This window comes from Aeromicrobium sp. Root236 (genome assembly GCF_001428805.1).
GTDB lineage: Bacteria > Actinomycetota > Actinomycetes > Propionibacteriales > Nocardioidaceae > Aeromicrobium.
Genome location: NZ_LMIS01000001.1, coordinates 1,699,154 through 1,717,792 on the forward strand (window position 1 = coordinate 1,699,154; position 18,639 = coordinate 1,717,792).

At 70.8% G+C, this 18,639-nt stretch carries 24 protein-coding genes and 2 tRNA genes; 13 read left to right on the top strand and 13 right to left on the bottom strand.

From position 1 onward, the window contains the following. Window positions 1-18: 18 nt before the first annotated feature. From ASE12_RS08580 to ASE12_RS08595, 4 genes are read left to right on the top strand one after another with little or no spacing between them, the layout of a single operon-like run. A complete protein-coding gene (locus ASE12_RS08580) occupies window positions 19-1,074 on the top strand; it encodes an adenosine deaminase (protein WP_082582453.1) in 1,056 nt (351 codons plus the stop codon). Then, on the top strand, window positions 1,071-1,418 hold the full coding sequence (locus tag ASE12_RS08585) for a hypothetical protein (RefSeq protein ID WP_056399321.1): 348 nt from the start codon (window positions 1,071-1,073) through the stop codon (window positions 1,416-1,418). Before ASE12_RS08580 ends, ASE12_RS08585 begins: the two co-directional genes overlap by 4 nt. Before the next feature lie 27 nt (window positions 1,419-1,445). Further along, entirely contained in the window at window positions 1,446-1,733 is a 288-nt protein-coding gene (locus ASE12_RS08590) for a hypothetical protein (RefSeq protein WP_056399324.1), read from the top strand. Between the two features lie 38 nt (window positions 1,734-1,771). Then, on the top strand, window positions 1,772-2,266 hold the full coding sequence (locus tag ASE12_RS08595; protein ID WP_162255474.1) for a DUF4190 domain-containing protein: 495 nt from the start codon (window positions 1,772-1,774) through the stop codon (window positions 2,264-2,266). A gap of 3 nt (window positions 2,267-2,269) precedes the next feature. On the opposite strand, the gene ASE12_RS08600 is transcribed toward ASE12_RS08595, so the two are convergent. From ASE12_RS08600 to ASE12_RS08620, 5 genes are all read right to left on the bottom strand, one after another. Next, window positions 2,270-3,313, bottom strand: a complete 1,044-nt coding sequence (locus tag ASE12_RS08600; protein ID WP_369797244.1) for a UDP-N-acetylmuramate dehydrogenase — start codon at window positions 3,311-3,313, stop codon at window positions 2,270-2,272. Window positions 3,314-3,371: 58 nt separating this feature from the next. After that, window positions 3,372-3,542, bottom strand: a complete 171-nt coding sequence (rpmG, locus tag ASE12_RS08605; RefSeq protein ID WP_056399328.1) for a 50S ribosomal protein L33 — start codon at window positions 3,540-3,542, stop codon at window positions 3,372-3,374. A 56-nt stretch (window positions 3,543-3,598) separates the two neighbouring features. Next, window positions 3,599-3,672 (bottom strand) — tRNA-Met (locus ASE12_RS08610). A gap of 52 nt (window positions 3,673-3,724) precedes the next feature. After that, window positions 3,725-3,797 (bottom strand) — tRNA-Thr (locus tag ASE12_RS08615). A gap of 61 nt (window positions 3,798-3,858) precedes the next feature. Beyond that, window positions 3,859-4,884, bottom strand: coding sequence for a quinone-dependent dihydroorotate dehydrogenase (locus ASE12_RS08620; protein WP_056399330.1), 1,026 nt, complete (start codon window positions 4,882-4,884; stop codon window positions 3,859-3,861). Window positions 4,885-4,948: 64 nt separating this feature from the next. On the opposite strand from ASE12_RS08620, the gene ASE12_RS08625 reads away from it, so the two are divergent. Continuing rightward, window positions 4,949-5,257 (top strand): hypothetical protein, encoded by a 309-nt coding sequence (locus ASE12_RS08625; RefSeq protein WP_056399331.1) that lies wholly within the window; start codon window positions 4,949-4,951, stop codon window positions 5,255-5,257. A gap of 3 nt (window positions 5,258-5,260) precedes the next feature. Here ASE12_RS08625 and ASE12_RS08630 read toward each other — a convergent pair whose 3' ends face one another. Then, on the bottom strand, window positions 5,261-7,018 hold the full coding sequence (locus ASE12_RS08630) for a sensor histidine kinase (protein WP_056399332.1): 1,758 nt from the start codon (window positions 7,016-7,018) through the stop codon (window positions 5,261-5,263). After that, window positions 7,015-7,671: a response regulator transcription factor gene (locus ASE12_RS08635; RefSeq protein ID WP_056399334.1), complete on the bottom strand. Its 657-nt coding sequence runs from the start codon at window positions 7,669-7,671 to the stop codon at window positions 7,015-7,017. Before ASE12_RS08635 ends, ASE12_RS08630 begins: the two co-directional genes overlap by 4 nt. A 153-nt stretch (window positions 7,672-7,824) precedes the next feature. On the opposite strand from ASE12_RS08635, the gene ASE12_RS08640 reads away from it, so the two are divergent. The 8 genes from ASE12_RS08640 to ASE12_RS08675 all read left to right on the top strand — a co-directional run bounded on the left by ASE12_RS08640 (window position 7,825) and on the right by ASE12_RS08675 (window position 13,572). After that, entirely contained in the window at window positions 7,825-8,196 is a 372-nt protein-coding gene (locus ASE12_RS08640) for a hypothetical protein (RefSeq protein WP_056399335.1), read from the top strand. Window positions 8,197-8,205: 9 nt separating this feature from the next. After that, the gene (locus ASE12_RS08645) at window positions 8,206-8,502 is read left to right on the top strand and encodes a hypothetical protein (protein WP_056399337.1); all 297 of its coding nucleotides are present in this window, start codon (window positions 8,206-8,208) and stop codon (window positions 8,500-8,502) included. A 100-nt stretch (window positions 8,503-8,602) separates the two neighbouring features. Next, window positions 8,603-8,974 carry a peptidase inhibitor family I36 protein gene (locus tag ASE12_RS08650; RefSeq protein ID WP_056399338.1) on the top strand — a complete coding sequence of 124 codons (372 nt, stop codon included), beginning with the start codon at window positions 8,603-8,605 and terminating at the stop codon, window positions 8,972-8,974. A 31-nt stretch (window positions 8,975-9,005) separates the two neighbouring features. Beyond that, window positions 9,006-9,536 carry an RNA polymerase sigma factor gene (locus ASE12_RS08655; RefSeq protein WP_056399339.1) on the top strand — a complete coding sequence of 177 codons (531 nt, stop codon included), beginning with the start codon at window positions 9,006-9,008 and terminating at the stop codon, window positions 9,534-9,536. Then, on the top strand, window positions 9,536-10,627 hold the full coding sequence (locus ASE12_RS08660) for a CU044_5270 family protein (protein WP_056399341.1): 1,092 nt from the start codon (window positions 9,536-9,538) through the stop codon (window positions 10,625-10,627). Before ASE12_RS08655 ends, ASE12_RS08660 begins: the two co-directional genes overlap by 1 nt. 79 nt (window positions 10,628-10,706) lie before the next feature. Then, the gene (locus tag ASE12_RS08665; RefSeq protein ID WP_056399342.1) at window positions 10,707-11,261 is read left to right on the top strand and encodes a hypothetical protein; all 555 of its coding nucleotides are present in this window, start codon (window positions 10,707-10,709) and stop codon (window positions 11,259-11,261) included. Between the two features lie 92 nt (window positions 11,262-11,353). Beyond that, window positions 11,354-12,892 (top strand): molybdopterin-dependent oxidoreductase, encoded by a 1,539-nt coding sequence (locus ASE12_RS08670; RefSeq protein ID WP_056399349.1) that lies wholly within the window; start codon window positions 11,354-11,356, stop codon window positions 12,890-12,892. Between the two features lie 32 nt (window positions 12,893-12,924). Then, the gene (locus tag ASE12_RS08675) at window positions 12,925-13,572 is read left to right on the top strand and encodes a fasciclin domain-containing protein (protein WP_056404658.1); all 648 of its coding nucleotides are present in this window, start codon (window positions 12,925-12,927) and stop codon (window positions 13,570-13,572) included. Window positions 13,573-13,638: 66 nt separating this feature from the next. On the opposite strand, the gene ASE12_RS08680 is transcribed toward ASE12_RS08675, so the two are convergent. The 6 genes from ASE12_RS08680 to ASE12_RS08705 all read right to left on the bottom strand — a co-directional run bounded on the left by ASE12_RS08680 (window position 13,639) and on the right by ASE12_RS08705 (window position 18,630). Then, entirely contained in the window at window positions 13,639-14,424 is a 786-nt protein-coding gene (locus ASE12_RS08680) for a DUF1295 domain-containing protein (RefSeq protein WP_056399350.1), read from the bottom strand. After that, window positions 14,385-15,149 (bottom strand): DUF1365 domain-containing protein, encoded by a 765-nt coding sequence (locus ASE12_RS08685; RefSeq protein WP_082582165.1) that lies wholly within the window; start codon window positions 15,147-15,149, stop codon window positions 14,385-14,387. The genes ASE12_RS08680 and ASE12_RS08685 overlap by 40 nt, the downstream gene beginning before the upstream one ends. Next, window positions 15,146-16,408 carry an NAD(P)/FAD-dependent oxidoreductase gene (locus ASE12_RS08690; RefSeq protein ID WP_056399354.1) on the bottom strand — a complete coding sequence of 421 codons (1,263 nt, stop codon included), beginning with the start codon at window positions 16,406-16,408 and terminating at the stop codon, window positions 15,146-15,148. The genes ASE12_RS08685 and ASE12_RS08690 overlap by 4 nt, the downstream gene beginning before the upstream one ends. Window positions 16,409-16,482: 74 nt before the next feature. Then, complete coding sequence (locus ASE12_RS08695; protein ID WP_056399357.1) at window positions 16,483-17,184, bottom strand: anti-sigma factor domain-containing protein; 702 nt, start codon at window positions 17,182-17,184, stop codon at window positions 16,483-16,485. Further along, window positions 17,181-17,777 carry an ECF RNA polymerase sigma factor SigK gene (gene sigK, locus ASE12_RS08700; RefSeq protein ID WP_235508873.1) on the bottom strand — a complete coding sequence of 199 codons (597 nt, stop codon included), beginning with the start codon at window positions 17,775-17,777 and terminating at the stop codon, window positions 17,181-17,183. Before sigK ends, ASE12_RS08695 begins: the two co-directional genes overlap by 4 nt. Window positions 17,778-17,904: 127 nt before the next feature. Then, the gene (locus tag ASE12_RS08705; RefSeq protein ID WP_056399359.1) at window positions 17,905-18,630 is read right to left on the bottom strand and encodes an amino acid ABC transporter ATP-binding protein; all 726 of its coding nucleotides are present in this window, start codon (window positions 18,628-18,630) and stop codon (window positions 17,905-17,907) included. Window positions 18,631-18,639 lie beyond the last annotated feature (9 nt).

The window sequence follows — 18,639 nt, forward strand, 5'->3', positions numbered from 1 at the left end:
GACTGGCAGTATGAACGCGTGCCCTATGACCACGCGGATCGCCGGTCGCTCTCGGCACTCCCCAAGGCACACCTGCACCTGCACTTCACGGGCTCGATGCGGCACGCCACGCTGCTCGAGCTGGCCGCGCGGGACCGCATACGCCTGCCCGCCTCGCTGACCGAGGACTGGCCGCCGCAGCTGAGCACGACGGACGAGAAGGGCTGGTTCCGCTTCCAGCGGCTCTACGACGTCGCGCGATCCGTGCTGCGCACCGAGGAGGACGTACGACGGCTGATCCTCGAGGCGGCGCAGGACGATGCCGCGGACGGATCCGTCTGGACCGAGATCCAGGTCGATCCGTCCGGCTACGGCGCGCGCTTCGGCGGCATCACGGCGTTCACGGACCTGGTCATCGACGCGGTCCGTGACGCGTCGGAGCGTGCCGGCATCGGGATGGGCCTGGTCGTCGCCGCCAACCGCACGCGCCACCCCATGGACGCCCGTACGCTCGCCCGTCTCGCGGCCCAGTACGCCGGCCGGGGCGTGATCGGCTTCGGGCTGTCGAACGACGAGCGTCGCGGTGACACCGCCGACTTCGGCCCCGCCTTCGCGATCGCCGAGCGGGCCGGACTCGCCCTGGTGCCGCACGGCGGCGAGCTGCGTGGGCCGGCCCACGTCACGCAGTGCCTCGACCACCTCCACCCCAACCGCCTCGGGCACGGCGTGCGCGCCTCCGAGAGCACCGCCGTGCTCGACCGGCTCGCGAGCACCGGTGTCGCGCTCGAGGTCTGCCCGACCTCGAACGTGTCGCTCGGGGTCTACAGCACGCTCGAGGAGGTGCCCGTGCGCACCTTGACCGGTGCAGGGATCGACGTGGCCCTCGGCGCCGACGACCCCCTGCTGTTCGGCTCGCGACTCGCCGGCCAGTACGCCGTGCTGCGCGCCGCCCAGGACTTCAGCGACGCCGAGCTCGCCGAACTCGCCCGCATGTCGGTGCGCAGGTCGTACGCTCCTTCAGACACCGTGACCACGGCCCTCACGGGCATCGACGACTGGCTGGCCGGCCAACCGCAGGAAGGGGACGAGCGATGACGACGCCCTACCCGTACCCCTATGCGTACGCTCCACGACCGATGCAGGTCCCCAAGCATCCGCGCGCGACGACGTCGATGGTGCTCGGCATCGTCGGTCTCGCGGGGTTCTTCGTCCTGCTCGTGCCGATCATCGTCTGCCCGCTCGCGTGGTACTTCGGGGCGGTCGCCGACCGCGAGGCCGAGCGTGAGCCGACGCGCTACCGGCATGCCGGCGAGGCCAGGACCGGGATGATCCTGGGGATCATCGGCTCGGCGATCCTCGGCGTCGTGCTGCTCCTCCTGGTGGTCGCCGCGACACTCACCCTGATCGGCGCTCGCCATGACGCCGGATACGGCACCTGACCCGCTCGACTGTGCAAGGCTGCCGACATGAGTCCCGGGTACCCGCCGCCGTACTACGTCCCCCCGAAGCATCCGCAGGCCACGACCGCCATGGTCCTGGGCATCCTCGGCATCGCCGCGTGCGGGATCCTGGCACCCATCGCCTGGAGCATCGGCGGGAAGGCGATCAAGGAGATCGAGGCGAACCCCGGGCTCTACAGCGGTCAGGGTGAGGCGAACGCCGGCCGGATCCTGGGAATCGTCGGGACGTGCATCTTCGGCTTCACGATCCTGGCCATGATCGGCCTGCTGAGCCTCAGCCTCACGTCCGCCTAGACCGCCCCGGCGCGACGTGGATGTGCAAGGGTGACTCCATGAGCGACGAGCAGCCAGGGAACCCGTCGGACCCGACCCATCAGCCCCCACCGCCGGGCTATCAGCAGCCGCCCCCCAACTGGGGCAACGCCTATCCCCCGCCGCCTCCGCAGTACCCGCCGCCGGGCTACGGGCAGCCCTACCCGCAGTTCACCCCTCCGCCGCCCAAGCACCCGCAGGCGACCGCGGCGATGGTCTTCGGGATCGTGAGCCTCGCCGGGCTCTTCACCTGCCTCGTCCCGATCCTCGTCGCGCCCGTCGCCTGGATCCTCGGCGCCAAGGCGGTCAAGGAGATCGACGCCAACCCGTCGGGCTATTCCGGCAGGGGCGAGGCCAGCGCCGGCAAGATCATGGGCATCATCGGCACGGTCCTGCTGGTGCTCGTGCTGCTCGCGGCCATCGCGCTGGTCATCATCGGCCTCAACGGTGGCTTCGACGACGATCCGTATGACGACACCTACTACTCCGACTTCATCGTCGGCTGGCTGAGCTGACCGTCAGAGCTCGCAGCCGACGAGCACCGGCTCGTTGACCAGGGTGATGCCGTACGCCTGACGCACGCCGTCGCGCACCTCGCGCGCGAGGCCCAGCAGCTCGGTCGTCGTGGCACCGCCGCGGTTGGTCAGTGCCAGGACGTGCTTGGTGGACAGCCCCACGTGTCCCCGGGTCTCGCCCTTGGCGAAGCCGGCGTGGTCGATCAGCCAGGCCGCGCTGGTCTTGACCGTGCCGTCCGGCTGGGGGAACCGCGGCGCCTCGGCCGGCAGCGCGTCCGACTGGTCGGCCGTGAGCAGCGGGTTGGTGAAGAACGATCCCGCGCTCCAGGTGTCGTGGTCCTCGGGGTCCAGCACCATGCCCTTGCCGCGTCGCAGCTCGAGCACCGCCTCGCGTACCTCGGCGGACGGCGCCCGCTGGCCGATCTCGACGCCCAGCGTGCGCGCCAGCTCGGCGTACGCGATCGGGGCGCTCAGCTCACCGAGCCGGAACTGATAGGCCACCGACAGCACGAGCCAGCGCTGCGGCTGGGCCTTGAATCGGCTCGTGCGATAGCCGAAGCCACAGTCGACGGCGTGGATCGTGCGGACCTTGCCCTCGAAGCGGTCGTACGCGCGGACGGTCGCGATCGTCTGGCCGACCTCCTGGCCGTAGGCGCCGACGTTCTGGATGGGCGTCGCTCCGGTGGACCCGGGGATGCCCGACAGTGCCTCGATGCCGACCCAGCCCTCGTCGACCGCGAGCGCGACGATGGGGTCCCACGGCTCCCCCGCCGCGATCGTGACCATGGCCCCGCTGCAGGCGTCGGAGTCGACCTCGACGCCCTTGGTCAGGACGCGGATCACGGTGCCGGGCACGCCCTCGTCGGCGACCACGAGATTGCTGCCGCCGGCGACGACCAGGATCGGGTCGCCGGCCTCGTCGGCGACGCGTACGGCATCGAGCAGCTGCTGCTCGGAGGTCGCGTCGATCACGGCCCGGGCGGGGCCACCGAGGCGCAGCGTCGTCAGCTCGGCGAGGTCCATGGCGGCGACGCTAGCAGCGTCCAACACGACGAAGGCTCCCGCCTGCTGGAGCAGGGGGAGCCGTCGTTCTGTGAAGCAGGGGTCAGCGGGTCTCGCGGTGGACCTGGTGGGCCTTGCAGCGCGGGCAGAACTTCTTGAGGTCGAGACGATCGGGGTCGTTGCGACGGTTCTTCTTGGTGATGTAGTTGCGTTCCTTGCACTCGGTGCAGGCCAAGGTGATCTTGGGACGAACGTCTGAGCTCTTGCTGGCCACGAGGGTGCCTCTTCTTGATCGGTGATGCTGAAGGTCGTACGTGTGCAGTTCTGCGGTAGCGGGGGCGGGACTCGAACCCGCGACACCACGATTATGAGCCGTGTGCTCTAACCACCTGAGCTACCCCGCCACGGGCATGAGTTGCCTCATGTCCGAAGGACCCAGAAGTGATCCGAGTCCAGAGCCCCTTTACGGAATCGAACCGTAGACCTTTTCCTTACCATGGAAACGCTCTGCCGACTGAGCTAAAGGGGCAAGCCGACAGCCAAAGATACAGGGTGATCGGCCCCGGGACGAAATCGGGTCCGGGACTGCCTCAGGTTGCAGCCGCAGCGAGCCGCGAAGGCCACTTCGGGCCCTCGTAGATGAACGCGGTGTAGCCCTGCACGAGGTCGGCGCCCGCCAACAACCGTGCGCGTACGTCGTCGGGTGTCGTCACCCCACCGACGGAGATGATCGCGAGCCGGTCGCCCACGCGGGCCCGCAGGCGTACGAGGACCTCGGTCGCGCGCTCGGCGAGCACCGGCCCCGAGAGGCCACCGGCTCCGGCGGCCTCGACGACCTCACGGGCGGTCGTGAGCGACTCGGGCCTGGCGATCGTCGTGTTGGTCGCGCTGATGCCGGCGAGACCCAGCTCGACGGCGAGGTCCGCAACGGCGTCGACGTCCGCGTCGGCCAGGTCCGGGGCGATCTTGACCAGCAACGGGACCGGACCGGCCGGCGCCCGGTCGGCGACCTCCTTGACCGCGCTGAGCAACGGCCTCAGCTCGTCGACCGCCTGCAGGTCGCGCAGGCCCGGAGTGTTGGGCGAGGAGACGTTGACGACGAGGTAGCTCGCGTACGGGGCGAGCAACCGGGCGCTCTCGACGTAGTCCTCGGTCGCGTGCTCGGGCTCCACGAGCTTGGTCTTGCCGATGTTGACGCCGATGACCGCCGTGCGACCGGCCTTGGTGGCACGGATCCGGTGCAGCCGCGAGGCGACCTCTGCCGCGCCGTCGTTGTTGAAGCCCATCCGGTTGATGATCGCCCGGTCGTCGACGAGCCGGAACAGCCGCGGCCGCGGGTTGCCGGGCTGGGCACGGGCGGTCACGGTGCCGATCTCGACATGGCCGAAGCCCAGCCCCAACAGGCCGGGAACGGCCCTGGCGTTCTTGTCGAAGCCGGCAGCGAGGCCGAACGCGTTGGGGAACTCGATGCCCATCACGGTGCGTGGCGCGTAGGTCTGGGGGAACACCCGCCGCGTCGCGTAGCGCCCCGCGCGGATCGCGGCGAAGGCCCGCTCGTGCGCCTTCTCGGGATCCATCGAGCGGAAGACGGCGTCGAAGAAGGCGCGATAGACCACGGCGTCAGGGTATCGGCAGGGCGAGGGCGGCCTGCGCTGCGCTGTCGCCGATACGCTGAGCGACATGTCGAGCGCACTGTTCCTGCTGATCCCTGCCACCGCGACCCTCGTGGTCGTCTTCGGCGGGATCCTCGTGATGAAGGCCCAGAAGATGTCCGCGTACGTCGGAGAGCGTCAGGCCGGCGGCGCGGGCCCGACGGGGTTCCAGCAGGCGGCGGACGAGAGCCGGGAGGCGTTCGTCCGGCGGAACTGGGGGCGCCCCGGCGTCGTCGCGGACGGCGTGACGCTCGTCGACATCTACGACCGGATCACCGAGCTCGAGGAGCGGCTCGCCGAGACCGAGCAGCGGCTCGAGGCGTTGCAACAGCGCTGAACCTCAGATGGGGATGACGGCGTCGACGCGGCCACCGTCGCGGTGTGCCGAGGCGACGACGCTCCCGCCGACCTGCTCGGCCCGTTCGCGCATGGAGGACAGCCCGACGCCGGGCTTCCATCTCCGGCTCGACGTCCCGTCGTCGTGCACCGACACGTGCAGCACGCCGTCGTCGGCGGAGATGCTGACCTCGACTGTGGTCGCCGCGGCGTGCCGGGCCACGTTGGTGAGCGACTCGACGACGATCCGATAGGCCGCAACCTCCGCCGCCGCTGACAGGTCCGGAAGCGCCTCGGGGGTGTCGATCGTGACGGTCAACGGTCTGCCCTCGGCGGCGTGGAGGCTCGCCGCGTGCTGACGTACGGCAGCGACCAGGCCCAGCTCGTCGAGCGTTGCCGGGCGCAGCCCCTCGACCAGCCGCCGCACCTCGGCGATCGCGCCCGCGGTGTCGTCCCGGAGCCGGGCGAGGAGCACGTCGGCAGCCGCGACGTCCGTGGGCAGGTGGTTGCGGGCCGCGTCGGCCGAGAAGGCGACGCCCGTCAGGGTGGGTCCCAAGCCGTCGTGGAGGTCTCGCCGCAGCCTGCGACGCTCGTCCTCGATCGCGGTGATCGCGGCGCCGCGCGACTCCTGCAGGTCACGCGCCAGGGTCGTCGCGCGCAACGTCTGGGCCAGCAGTGGCGCCACGATCCGCAGGACGTGCTCGTCGGCGGCTGCCAGGGTCAGCTCGCCGGCCCGCAGCCCCACGACGATCTCCCCCACGGCGTCGTCGCCGAGACGGAGCGGCAGCGTGCGGGTGTGGGTGACCTCCGTGCCGGACGTCGCGAGGATCTGGCCCTCTGCGCGGAGGCAGGCGTACGGCAGCACCAAGGCCTCGCGGATGGCGCGCAACGCCAGGACGGGATCGTCGCCGATGCGGTCCACGACCGTCGTCGCCGCCTGGAGCGGGTCCGGTCGGTCGCCGAACAGCATCTGGTCGACGACGCCACGCAGCATGACCATCACGGGGTGGAAGCCGAAGGCGAACACCGCGCCGATCACGCCGAGCGCCCCGGGCGTCAGCTCAGGCGCGCCGGTCCAGTCGAGCACCGACACGAAGCCCGCGAACACCGAGACGTACGCGATGACCGCCACGCACCCGACGACGCCCCAGACGATGAGTCCGCGGACGTCGATCACGTCGGGGCGGATCACGCCGATGACCATCGCAGGGGCGATCAGCGCGCACAGCAGCGCCACGACCGACGCCGGGGTGCTGTGGGCGGCGCCCTCGGCGGAGAACAGCACCAGGCCGCCGACGAGACCGGCCGTCCCGGCGGCCACCGCGAACCACTGGAGCGGGGCGCGGTCGGCCTGGTCGGCTGTCTCGAGCCGCCACCAGACGTGCAGGATCACGGCCAGTCCGATGACGACCGCCATCGCGTCGGCGGTGTGCGACTCACGCGGCGCGGCGACCGAGATGGCCCCCGCGGCGGCGAACGTCGTCACGGCGACGAAGTCCACCGGGTTCCGCCAGCTCCACCGCGGATAGGCGGCCACCGCAAGCGGGAACGCCAGCATCGTGGACCCGATCGCGAGGGCCCACTCGACGTCACCGGCCTCGCCTCGCGCATGTAGCACCAGGGCGCCCAAGCCGGTCAGTGAGACGACGACCAGAAGGGCTCCGGAGACCGCCGCTCGTCGGACGGACAGCAGCACCAGCCCACTGACCCCGGTGACGACGGCGAGCAGTGCGATGCTCGCGCCGAGGAACCAGTCGCTCATCGTGCCCTGCCCAGACCCTCGTCGCGGGCGCGGACGATCGCGGCTGACCGGTCGGACACCGCAAGCTTGGCGAAGATCGACGAGATGTGGTTCGCGACGGTCTTGGGCGCCAGCGCGAGCTCGTCGGCGATCGCATGGTTGCGCTTGCCCGCCGCCACGAGGTCGAGCACCTCGCGCTCGCGGTCGGTCAGCTCGGGGAACGGCAGCTCGGGCGCGGTCCTCGGCTGGCTGAAGTGCCCGAGGACCCGAGCCGCGACGCCCGGCCCGAAGATCGCCTCGCCGGCGACGACGGCCCGGATCGCCCGGTCGATCTCGTCCTGCTGCGCGCCCTTGAGGAGGTAGCCACGGGCGCCGGCCTGCATCGCGGCGAAGACCGTGTCGTCGTCGTCGAACATCGTGAGCACCAGCACCATCGCGTCCGGGACGGCGACCCGGAGTCGGCGGGTCGCCTCGAGACCGTCGATCCCCGGCATGCGGATGTCCATCAGCACGACGTCGGGGCGCTGCAGCTGCGTCTCGCGCACCGCGCCCTCGCCGTCGACCGCCTCACCGACGACCTCGTACCCGTCGATCGACTCGAGGAGCGCGCGCAGGCCACCGCGTACGACGGGGTGGTCGTCGGCGAGCACGACACGGATGAGGTCGGGGGTCATTCCCTCATGATGCCGAGAAATCAGGGCAAAAGACCCGGGAACGTGCACCTAGGCAGGCCGGGAGAAACTCCGCACAATGGGGAACCGGCACACCTTCAAGGGGTGCGGGGGCCGGGCCACCGTGGAACCACCTTCCACGACAAGGAGCTCATCATGATCCTCACCACCAAGAACAAGGTCGGCCTCGCACTGGCCGGGCTGCTCGGGGTCCTCGACCTGCCCAGCTTCCTGGAGGCCCCGTCCGACGGCGAGACCGGGCCGCCGCTGGGCATCCTGATCCTCGGATCGATCTGCGGGGTGATCACGATCATCGCGGTCGTCATCGCCTGGCGCTCGGCGAGCGGCGCGGCCGTCCGGGTGGCCGCCGGAGCGCGGATCGTCTCGATGCTGTCGGCGTTGCCGGCGTTCTTCGTCGACGTCCCGGCCTTCGTCAAGGTCCTCGTGACGGTGTTCGTCATCGCCACCATCGCGTCGCTCGTGCTGATGTTCTCACCGGCACGGCGCACGACCACCGTGATGGATTGAGGTGCCGCCATGATCGCCGTCGTCACGATCCTCTGTGCGTTCCCGCTGGGGCTCTTCCTCCGGTCGCACCTCGCCGCCAACCTGGCGTACGCCGTCGCCTACCTGTGGGCGTTCGTCTTCCAAGGCGTCTACCTGACCCGGATGTGGGTCGGCGGGGACGACTCGGCCTTCCCGAAGGACGCCGACACGATCCCGGTGATGTACGGGGTGGTCTGTGCCGGGCTGTTCGGTGTGGGCTTCGGCCTGGTCGCCGTGGGCCATCTGGTCGGCGCCCGCCGGCGGGCCAGGACTCCGGCACACGCCTGACACGTCGGTCCGCACGAGCCCGGCCTCTCAAGGAGGCCGGGCTCGTGTGAATTCGGGGGCTCTAAAGTGATGGACCACTATGAACGTCAGTCGAGCATCAATGTCCCGCAGGCTCGGCCTTGCCGTCACTGCGGCGCTCCTCCCGCTGGCGGCATCGCTCGGGCCACTCGCGTCCGAGGCGGTCGCCTTGCGGTCGCTCAGCCAGTGCCAGTCCGGCTACCTGTGCGTGTGGAGCGGCAGCGGCTACACCGGCACCATCCAGAGATTCCGGGCGACCGGCACCTACCGCCCGATCACCGTGGACCGGGTGAAGTCGGTCTACAACCACCGCGCCGGCCGGGCCTTCGTGCACGAGGGCTCCGGCGGAGGTGGCGTGTTCGCCTGCTTCAGCCCCGGCGAGCGCGTTTCCGAGACGTCCGGCTGGGTCCAGCGTGCCGGGTCGGTCTACCTCTCGGCGTCGGCGAACTGCTGATCATGGGCGCCGCACCACGTATTGTCAGGGAGTGGGCGAGGACGAGTTCAGGGTGCTCTACGCGCGACTCGGTGCCCAGATCTTCTCCTACGCAGCCGTGCGGTTGTCGCCCGAGCAGGCCAAGGACGTGGTCAACAGCACGTTCGAGGTCGTGTGGCACAAGCGCGACGCGGTGCCGGCCGAGCCCTCGCAGTGGCCCGCCTGGATCTTCGGCATCGGCAAGAACCACGTGCTCCAGGAGCTGCAGCGCGTACGCCGGAAGCACCACGACAACCGGTTCCTCGCCGAGCACGGGGCTCACGTCGAGCCCGGCGCACCCGACATCGCGGACGTCGTCGCGCACTCCGACTCCGGCCGCCGCATCTGGGAGCAGCTGTCGGTGGCGGAGCGCCAGCTGCTCAACCTCGCGTTCATGAACGACCTCGACAAGGCGGAGGCTGCGGCGCTGCTGGACATCAGCGTCACGGCCTACACGACCCGCGTCAGCCGGTTGCGGCAGCGCATCGCCTCGCTCGATGCCGCCGACGGCGAGCTCACGACGACGGAAGGAGGTGGACGCTGATGTCATCCGACGACGACCAGGTGCGTGGCGACGTCGAGCTGCTGCGGCAGACGGCGCTGGACTCGGGCCTCGACCCGCGGCTGGACCCCGACGACCTCGGCGTACGCCTCGACAGTGCCGACGAGCTGCTGGCCCGGATCACGACGCGCCCCGACGAGCTCGCCGCGCGGCGCCGCCGGCCGGTCGCCGCGCTGGCCGCCACCGCCGTGGCCGCGACCGCCGCGCTCGTGCTCGGGGTCCTGCAGCCGTGGCAGTCATCGCCGGCGTCGGCCGAGACCCCGCCGGTCCTGGACTTCGAGTTCGCCAACGCGCAGGACATTGCGACCGTGCCCGGCAAGGACGCGGCGCCGAGCCTGCGCCGGCTCGCGATCGTGGCCGGCCGGTTCAGCGAGCCCGCCGGCCAGGGCAAGGTCCAGCACGTCGTCACCGACAACTGGTTCGGCTCGATCGACGACGACAAAGGTGCCGACAGCATCGCCCTGATACCGACGCTCAACGAGACCTGGTTGTCGCCCGACGGCTCGTTCCGGCTGATCGAGCGCACGGGCCGGCCCCTGAGTCCCGATGGCCGCGGCGTGACCGCGCAGGCGTCCCAGCACCAGCCGTCGAAGGCGGACGAGACCCAGCCCGCCGACTCGTTCGACCCGCTGCTCCTGTCGTCCCTGCCCAAGGATCCGGCGCGGCTGCGGGCTGAGGTCCTCAAGGTCACGACCTGCGGCGACGAGTCACCTCGCGGTCGCGCCGCGTGCCTGTTCTCGTACGCCCAGGAGTACAACAGCACCTACGTCGTGCCGACCCGCGTCACCGCGGCGCTCTGGTCCCTGCTGGCCGACGAGCCGTCGGTCCGGCTCCTGGGCGAGGTCCGCGACCGGGCCGGACGACCGGGCGTGGGCGTCTCGGTCATCCCGGCCGACCGCGACCACTACCGGCTCGTGCTGATCATCAGCCCGCGCACGGGCCAGCTGCTGGGCACCGAGGAGATCCTGATCAAGCGCGTGCCGGAGCTCGACGTGAGCGCCCCGGCCATCACCCAGTTCACGGCGTTCCTGAGCGCGGAGCGGGTCAGCCGGGCGGGGCCGGCGGCGCCATGACGCACGAAGTTCTGCCAACGCTGTGAATACGCGGCTTGGAGTGTGATGGGAAGGCAGACGCCCCCACCTAGGAGCCGCTTTGATCACGATGGCAACGCTCGCCGTGTCCCCCGACCGCAGTGCCGCGGTGTGGATCACCGGCCGCCGAGGTCACGCCAACCTGACCCACCTCGCCGCGGTCATCTTCGACGACGTCGACGAGGAGTACGAGCGCGTGCAGCAGACCCTCGCGCACCGCTATCTCTACGCACCGGCGCCGGCCGCGGCCACCTACGCCCGTGCTCTCGGCCTGCGCCCGGCCGCGATCCGCAACCTGCGTGAGCCGGCGCGGGCGCTGCAGGCCGCGGTCTGGGCGAGTCATCGTGACCAGGTGTGCTGCGATCCCAGCGTGCAGCACCCGGAGCCGCGGATGCGGCCGATCCCCGGCCACGACCTGCGGGCTCCCGGCAGCGAGCTCGCCCTGATGGCCGCGCCACTCGCCGCCAACCACCTGCTCGCGATGTGGCAGGCCTGGCTCGATGCGGAGTGCGAGCGGGCGCTCAGGCACCGGCTCGGCTCGGCTGACCTCGAGGGTCCCGACGTGCGCATCGTCCCTGACGAGTTCGTCCTCGCGGAGCAGCTCGTCGCCGCCTGACCCACACTCCCCTGCGCCCGGGACACCGGGGGTGAGCTCGCCCGGTCTCGACGGAGACCAATCCAGGTGGTCGCCGGCGGCGAACCACCCGTGTGAACACGACAACGAGGAGCCCATGGTGGGCCGGCGCGCTTGCGGGCGTGCTGGCCGCCGCGGCCGGAGTGGCCACCGGTACGGCGGTGGCTGCGCTTCTCGACGGCGTGCCGTCACCGATCGAGTCGGTGGGCAACCGGGCCATCGACCTGGCGCCACCGATGCTCAAGGACTTCGCGGTCGAGCGGTTCGGCACCCATGACAAGCCGGTGCTCATCGGCGGCGTCGTCGCCACCCTGGCCCTGCTCGCGGCCGTCGCCGGCGTCATCGGGCGCACCCGGCCGGCGATCGCCACCGGCGGCGTCGCGGTCATCGGGCTGGTCGCCGTGGCCGCCGCAGCGGTCGATCGCACGGCCACCGCCGGCCGCGCCCTGACCCTCGTGCCCTCGCTGCTGACCCTGGCCGTCAGCCTCGCCGCGCTCGCGCTCCTCCTGGTCACCCTCAGGCGTACGCGGGAGGCCGCTCCCGCAGGACTGTTGCGCCGCGACTTCCTCAAGGCCGTGATCGGCGTCGGCGCGCTCGTGATCGTCGGCGGCGTCGTCAACAAGCTGTACGGCACCGCGGCAGCCGTCGCCTCACGGGCCGGGATCCGCCTGCCGAAACCCGCCGTCGCCGCCCCGCCGGTGCCCGCCGGGACGCAGGTCGACGTGACCGGCATCAGCCCCTACGTCACCGCGAACCGCGACTTCTACCGCGTCGACACCGCCCTCCGCATCCCCGACGTGCCGGCCGAGGGCTGGAACCTCCGCATCCATGGCATGGTCGACAACGAGGTCAACCTCAGCTTCCGCGAGCTCCTCGACATGCCGCTCGTCGAGCACCGCGTCACGTTGACGTGCGTGTCCAACGAGGTCGGCGGCCCCTACGTCGGCAACGCCGTGTGGACCGGCGTGCTCGTCAAGGACCTCCTCGAGCAGGCCGGCGTGAAGCCCGGCGCCGACGCAGTCAAGAGCACCAGCGCCGACAAGTGGACCGCGGGCACACCGCTGGAGGCCCTCACCGACGACCGCAGCTCGATGGTCGCGATCGGCATGAACGGCGAGCCCCTGCCGCTCGCGCACGGCTTCCCCGCCCGCCTCGTCGTCCCCGGCCTGTACGGCTACGTCTCGGCGACCAAGTGGCTCGTCGACCTCGAGGTGAGCCGCTTCGCGGACTTCAAGGCGTACTGGACCACGCGGGAGTACGACGCCGAGGCGCCCATCAAGTTCTCCTCGCGCATCGACGTGCCCAAGTCGTTCCAGACCTTCCCGGCCGACCGCGTTCGCGTGGGCGGCGTCGCGTGGGCGCAGACCGTCGGCATCGAGCAGGTCGAGGTGCGCGTCGACAAGGGCCCGTGGCAGGTCGCGAAGCTCGGCGCCGAGGACACCGTCGAGACCTGGCGCCAGTGGAGCTGGCAGTGGGACGACGCGACGCCCGGCAACCACTCCCTCACCGTCCGCGCCACCACGAAGGACGGCGACACCCAGACCTCCGAGCGGGCGAGCATTCGCCCGAACGGGACGACCGGCTGGCACAGCGTCCAGTTCCGCGTCGAGTAGCACGACCCCAACCCCAACAAGGAGAGATGAAGATGCGTACAACTGTGAAGACCTTCGCCGTCACGGCGGCCGTCTCGTTGTCGTTGTTCACCGCGGCGTGCGGCTCGAGCGACAACAAGTCGGAGGATGCCGCACCCAAGGCGGAGTCCACCAGCTCGGCCGCGGCCGATCCGGCCGCCGACCTCGTCGGTGCCGGCTGTGCCGACTACGCCAAGGCCGTGCCCGAGGGCAAGGGCTCGGTCAGCGGCATGTCGCAGGACCCGGTCGCGACAGCTGCGAGCAACAACCCGCTGCTGAAGACCCTCGTCAAGGCCGTGTCCGGTCAGCTGAACCCCGACGTCAACCTCGTCGACACGCTCAACGGCGACGAGTTCACGGTGTTCGCACCGGTCGACTCGGCGTTCGCCAAGCTGGACGCGAAGACGCTCAAGACGCTCAGCACCCCCGCGGGCGCGGACACGTTGACGAGCGTCCTGACGTACCACGTGATCCCCGGGCAGATCGCTCCGGCGGACATCGACGGAACGCACAAGACCGTCAACGGTGCCGACCTCGAGGTCACCGGTTCGGGCAACGACATCAAGGTCGGCGGCGGCCAGGCCACCGTCATCTGCGGCGGCGTCAAGACCGCCAACGCGACGGTCTACCTGATCGACAACGTCCTGATGCCCCCCGCCTGACGGATCGCCTCGCGACGATGGGCCGTCTCCCTCACGGGAGGCGGCCCATCGCCATGTCCGGGTGCGTCAGCGGCGCGGCGGGAGGGGGAAGAACCCCGACGTGCGCTCCATGTACGCCCGATAGCCGGGGCGCTCCGCCATGTGGCGCTCGAGGACCCGCTTGCCCGAGCCGAAGGCGAGCAGGTAGACCATGAGCGCCGGCGACAGGATCGTCAGCACGCCGGGCCAGTGCTCCGCGGCGACGAGGAACAGGCCGACCCAGACGCAGGCGTCGCCGAAGTAGTTGGGGTGGCGGGTCCAGCCCCACAGGCCACGGTCCATGACCGGGCCCCGGTCGGGATCAGCCTTGTAGGCCGCGAGCTGCCGGTCGCCGATCCCCTCGAACGCGAGTCCGACGAGCCACAGCAGCACGCCGACGTACCCAAGGACGCCGACGGCGCCGGTGGTCAGCGAGCCCACCATGACCGGGAGCGCGACGAAGAACGCGATGCCGCACTGCAGGACGTACACGATGAGGACGATGCCCAGCTCGCCCCGGCCCTCGAGCAGCTTCGCGTACCGCGGGTCCTCCCCGTGACCGCGGCTGCGCAGGCCGATGTGCACGGCGAGCCGCAGTCCCCAGGCGACGGTCATCACGAGGAGCAGCCAACGGCGGAGGTCGTGACCGTGGCCGGCCGATCCCGCGAAGGCCGCCACGGCGGCGCAGCAGAACAGCAGACCCCACGCGACGTCGATGACGTTGTGGCGGCCGATGCGCCTGGCGATCGCGTACGTGACGAGCAGCGTGACCGCGATCGCCGCGGCCGCTCCGATCAGTGTGTGGGCGAGTGCGCTGCCGTCGATCTCGGACATGGTTGACTCCTGGTCAGGTCGTCGGGTTGGTGGTCGGGACGCGGCGCAGGCCGCAGGCCCTTGAGGAACAGCCGGATGCCATGGACGCGGATCATCAGGTCGACGGTCCCGTTGGCCCACGGCTTGCGCAACGCGGAGGCGAGCCGGGCGTCAGCGCGTCGGGTGCCCCGCATCGTCGCGACGAAAGGGGCGCGATCGGGCCGGCGGAGCGTCACGGTGACCGCGAGCTCCGCACCGGGAGCCGGGACGACGAGCTCGTAGCTCCCGTCGACGCCGTGGAACGGCGACACGTAGAACGTCTTGTCGGTCGTCGCGCGCCCGTTCGCGGCGGGCTCCAGCAAATAGCAGCGCCGGCCGCCGTACGTGTTGCGGACCTCGGCCACGACGTGGGTGAGGGTGCCGTCGCCGTCGTGGCAGTAGAAGAGGCTGAGCGGGTTGAAGACATGGCCGAGCACCCGCGGGCTCGCGAGCATACGGACGGTCACCGGCGGTTGGACGCCGCGCTCGGCGAGCCAGTGGTCGACGTTGCCGCGCAGCGAGCGGGCCGGGTCACCCAGGTGGTCGCGGGAGCTGAAGGAGCACAGCCTCCGCAGTGGCCCGGCGAGCCGCGGCACGTCGTCGAGGTCGACGAGCCAGGTGCGGCCGCGGTTCGTGAAGGCGTACTCGAACCCGTCACGCCGGCGGTGGCCGATCGTGACGTCGTAGCTCGCGAGCGCCTCGCTCACCAAGTGGCACCCAGGCTCTTCGCCGCGGCGACGCCCGAGCGGCAGCCGTCCTCGTGGAATCCCCAGCCGTGGTACGCCCCGGCGTAGGCGATGACGCCGTCGTTGAGCGCCGGCAGGTCGGCGCGCGTGGCGACCGACTCGGGGGTGAAGACCGGGTGCTCGTAGAGCATCGACGCGATCTCGTGGCCGGGATCGACCGGCTCGTCGCCGTTGAGCGTGACGAGATAGCGCGACCGGCCCGGCAGCCTCTGCAGGCGCGTCATGTCGTACGTGACGTTGACCTGGTCACCCGCGGCCTCGCACGTCGGCATCTGGTAGTTCCAGGCGGCCTGGGCCCGGGGCAACGGCGGGAGGACCGAGGCGTCGGTGTGCAGCGCGACGCGGTTCTTCGAGTACGTCCAGGCGCCCAGCGCGGCGGACTCGGCCGTGGTGGGCTCGGCCAGCATCCGGAGCGCCTGGTCAGGATGCGTCGCGATGACGACGGCGTCGAACTCCGCCGCCTGGTTGTCGGCGTCGATGATCCTGACGCCCTGGCCGGTCCGGGTGACGGAGACGACGGGAGACAGCAGGTTGACTGCCGAGAGCTGCTTGCCGACCTTCTCCACGTAGCTCGCCGATCCTCCGGTGACGGTCCGCCAAGGGTGCGAGCCGCGTACGGACAGCATGCCGTGGTTGGCGAGGAACTCGAACAGGTAGCGCGCCGGATAGGTGCCGGCCTCGGCCGGGGCGCACGACCAGACGCACGCCACCATGGGCACCACGAAGTGGGTGCGGAAGTAGCGGCTGAACCGGCCCTCCGCCAGGAACTCGTCGAGGGTCATCTCCACCGAGGCGGTCTCGGCGAGGTGCCGCCGGGCGCGGCGGTGGAAGCGCTTGACCTCGGTCAGCAGGTAGAGGAAGCGCGGCTTCGCCGCGTTGCGGAGCGTCGGGAAGAGTCCGCTCGCGCCGAGCGCTCCGGCGTACTGCAGCCCACATCCGCCGCAGCGGATCGACATGCTCATCTCGGACTCCTGCGTCTCGACGCCGAGCTCGTCGAACAGGCGGGTCAGGTTCGGGTACGTCTGCCGGTTGTGCACGATGAAGCCGCTGTCGACGTTGAGGGACCGGCCGTCAGGATCGAGCAGCTCGTGTGTGTGGGCATGTCCCCCGAGCCGCCCGTCCGCCTCGTACATCGTGACGTCGGCGACGCGTTGGAGGAGGTAGGCGGCGGTGAGGCCCGCCACCCCGCTCCCGATGACGGCGACCTGTCGTCTGCCCATGGTGAACTCCCTGCTCCGATTGACCGGTACTACAGGGAGTTCGGAGCAGGTGGGCGTACGGATTGGTCAGCGGTTCACACCGGGACGTCGAGGACCGGTGCCGTCGTCGGCTTGTCGGAGCCACCGCTCGGCTCGACCGTCACCGCGAGCTGGTCCGCGCTGGCCAGGTCCTTCATGATCATCTCGCCCGATCGCGAGAACGTGCCCTGCGACTCTGCCTTGGCGCTCTTGATGAGCCACACCTGGTAGACCTTGCCGTCGGCGAGGGCCGGCAGGTCGCGGGCAACGACCACGGCGGCGTCACGCTTCTTGGACGTCACGAGGCGAACCGTCCCCCCGTTGGGGAAGTCCTGCGCCGACGTGGCGGCGTCGGCCGCGCCGAGCACGGACGTGATGGCGTCGATCCGCTGCTCGCGGTCCTGGACCCGGTCACGCTCGACGAGGTAGCCCCCACCGCCGGCGGCGGCCAGCACGAGGGCGGCCGCCGCGACGAGCTGCGGCAGCCTGCGTCGGAGCCCGGTGCGAGCGCTCAGCGAGGTGACGATCGGCCGGTCCTGCGGGACCGACCCGATCGCGGACAGCAGTCGCTCGCGGAGGGCGGCAGGCGGTTCCTGACTCTGCGCCTCACCGAGCCGTGTCGCGGTCTCCTGCAGACCCCCGAGCTCAGCGCTGCAGTCGGGACAGTGCTCGAGGTGCGCCTCGAACCGGTTGCGTTCGTCGGGATCGAGCGCGTCGAGGACGTACGGTGCGAGAAGAGAGTGCAGGTCGGTGGTCATGCCGGAACTCCGATGCAGTCGCGCAGGCGGACGAGGCCGTCGCGGATCCGGGTCTTGATGGTGGCGGGGTTGACGTCGAGGACCTGTGCCACCTCGGCGTACGTGTGGCCGTTGTAGTAGGCCAGGTTGACGGCCTCGCGCTGGAGCTCGGTGAGCCCTTCGAGGCAGCGGCGCACCTGTTCGTGCTCGAGCGTCGCGCTCACGGTCTCCTCGACCTCGTCGTAGTCCGGGCCGTTCGACCAGTCGTAGCTGTTCTCGCGGTTGGTCGCCGCCTGATCGTGCCGGACGGCGTCGACAGCGCGCCGGTGGGCAAGCGTCATGACCCAACCACGTGCGCTCCCCCGCACCGGGTCGAACCGTGCTGCCGACTGCCAGACCTGGATGAAGACCTCTTGGGCGATCTCCTCGGCCCGTGCCGGATCGCGCACGACCCGGCGCGCCATTCCGTAGACCGAGGCGCCGAGCAGGTCATAGACGGCGACAAAGGCCTGCTCGTCACCGCGCCCCACACGGACGAGCAGCTCAGCGGCATCGCCCGCCGGCTCGTCGGACGACGCGTCGGCGAGGCGCAGGTGCGCGGCGCTGCGGGTCACGTGGCTCTCCGATCGGAATGGCTTCTTGCCAATCATTCGAAGCTGCCTCCGTCGCGGATGGGTCGCACGCGCACCTTTTGTGCGGGCCCGCGCCTGCATCATCGCACTCGCGGGGTCCTGCCGCGCCTCACGAGCGGTGACGGGCCAGGAACTCCGCGGTGCGCGCGCTCTTGGGCGCCGTGAACAGCTGCTCCGGCGGACCGGACTCCTCGATGCGCCCGTCGGCCATGAAGACGATGCGGTCGGCCACCTCGCGGGCGAACGCCATCTCGTGCGTCGCCATGACGATGGTCATCCCCTCGGTCCGCAGGTCACGGATGACGTCCAGCACCTCGCCGACCAGCATCGGGTCGAGCGCCGAGGTGATCTCGTCGAGCAGGAGGACCTCGGGCCGCATCGCGATCGCGCGTACGAGCGCGACCCGCTGCTGCTGGCCTCCGGAAAGGGCGTCGGGGTAGGCCCCGGCGCGGTCCTCGAGGCCGATCCGGGCCAGGAGCCGGTGCGCGTCGGCCACGGCCTCGGCACGACTCCGCCCACCGGCCTTGACCGGAGCCAGGACGATGTTGTCGAGCACGGTCTTGTGCGGGAACAGGTTGTAGGCCTGGAAGACGATGCCGATCCGGCGCCGGATCGCGTCGACGTCGACGCGCGGATCGGTGATCTCGGCATCGCCGAGCCAGATGTCACCGTCGTCGACCTGCTCCAACAGGTTGAGGCAGCGCAGGAGCGTCGACTTCCCCGAACCGGAAGCCCCGATGAGGCAGACGACCTCGCCCTCGGCGACCTCGAGGTCGATGCCCTTGAGCACCTCGGTGCCGTTGAACGACTTGCGGACCGCCTCAGCCCTCAGCACGGCGCGCTC

What these genes read in the sequence shown, in the direction of transcription:
- ASE12_RS08625 (WP_056399331.1), top strand. Translation starts at nt 4,949, where the DNA reads ATGTCGAGCGCACTGTTCCTGCTGATCCCTGCCACCGCGACCCTCGTG.
- ASE12_RS08630 (WP_056399332.1), bottom strand. Translation starts at nt 7,018, where the DNA reads ATGAGCGACTGGTTCCTCGGCGCGAGCATCGCACTGCTCGCCGTCGTC.
- ASE12_RS08695 (WP_056399357.1), bottom strand. Translation starts at nt 17,184, where the DNA reads ATGACCACCGACCTGCACTCTCTTCTCGCACCGTACGTCCTCGACGCG.
- ASE12_RS08675 (WP_056404658.1), top strand. Translation starts at nt 12,925, where the DNA reads ATGCGTACAACTGTGAAGACCTTCGCCGTCACGGCGGCCGTCTCGTTG.
- ASE12_RS08680 (WP_056399350.1), bottom strand. Translation starts at nt 14,424, where the DNA reads ATGTCCGAGATCGACGGCAGCGCACTCGCCCACACACTGATCGGAGCG.
- ASE12_RS08640 (WP_056399335.1), top strand. Translation starts at nt 7,825, where the DNA reads ATGATCCTCACCACCAAGAACAAGGTCGGCCTCGCACTGGCCGGGCTG.
- ASE12_RS08645 (WP_056399337.1), top strand. Translation starts at nt 8,206, where the DNA reads ATGATCGCCGTCGTCACGATCCTCTGTGCGTTCCCGCTGGGGCTCTTC.
- ASE12_RS08585 (WP_056399321.1), top strand. Translation starts at nt 1,071, where the DNA reads ATGACGACGCCCTACCCGTACCCCTATGCGTACGCTCCACGACCGATG.
- ASE12_RS08635 (WP_056399334.1), bottom strand. Translation starts at nt 7,671, where the DNA reads ATGACCCCCGACCTCATCCGTGTCGTGCTCGCCGACGACCACCCCGTC.
- ASE12_RS08660 (WP_056399341.1), top strand. Translation starts at nt 9,536, where the DNA reads ATGTCATCCGACGACGACCAGGTGCGTGGCGACGTCGAGCTGCTGCGG.
- ASE12_RS08650 (WP_056399338.1), top strand. Translation starts at nt 8,603, where the DNA reads ATGTCCCGCAGGCTCGGCCTTGCCGTCACTGCGGCGCTCCTCCCGCTG.
- ASE12_RS08690 (WP_056399354.1), bottom strand. Translation starts at nt 16,408, where the DNA reads ATGGGCAGACGACAGGTCGCCGTCATCGGGAGCGGGGTGGCGGGCCTC.
- ASE12_RS08595 (WP_162255474.1), top strand. Translation starts at nt 1,772, where the DNA reads ATGAGCGACGAGCAGCCAGGGAACCCGTCGGACCCGACCCATCAGCCC.
- ASE12_RS08590 (WP_056399324.1), top strand. Translation starts at nt 1,446, where the DNA reads ATGAGTCCCGGGTACCCGCCGCCGTACTACGTCCCCCCGAAGCATCCG.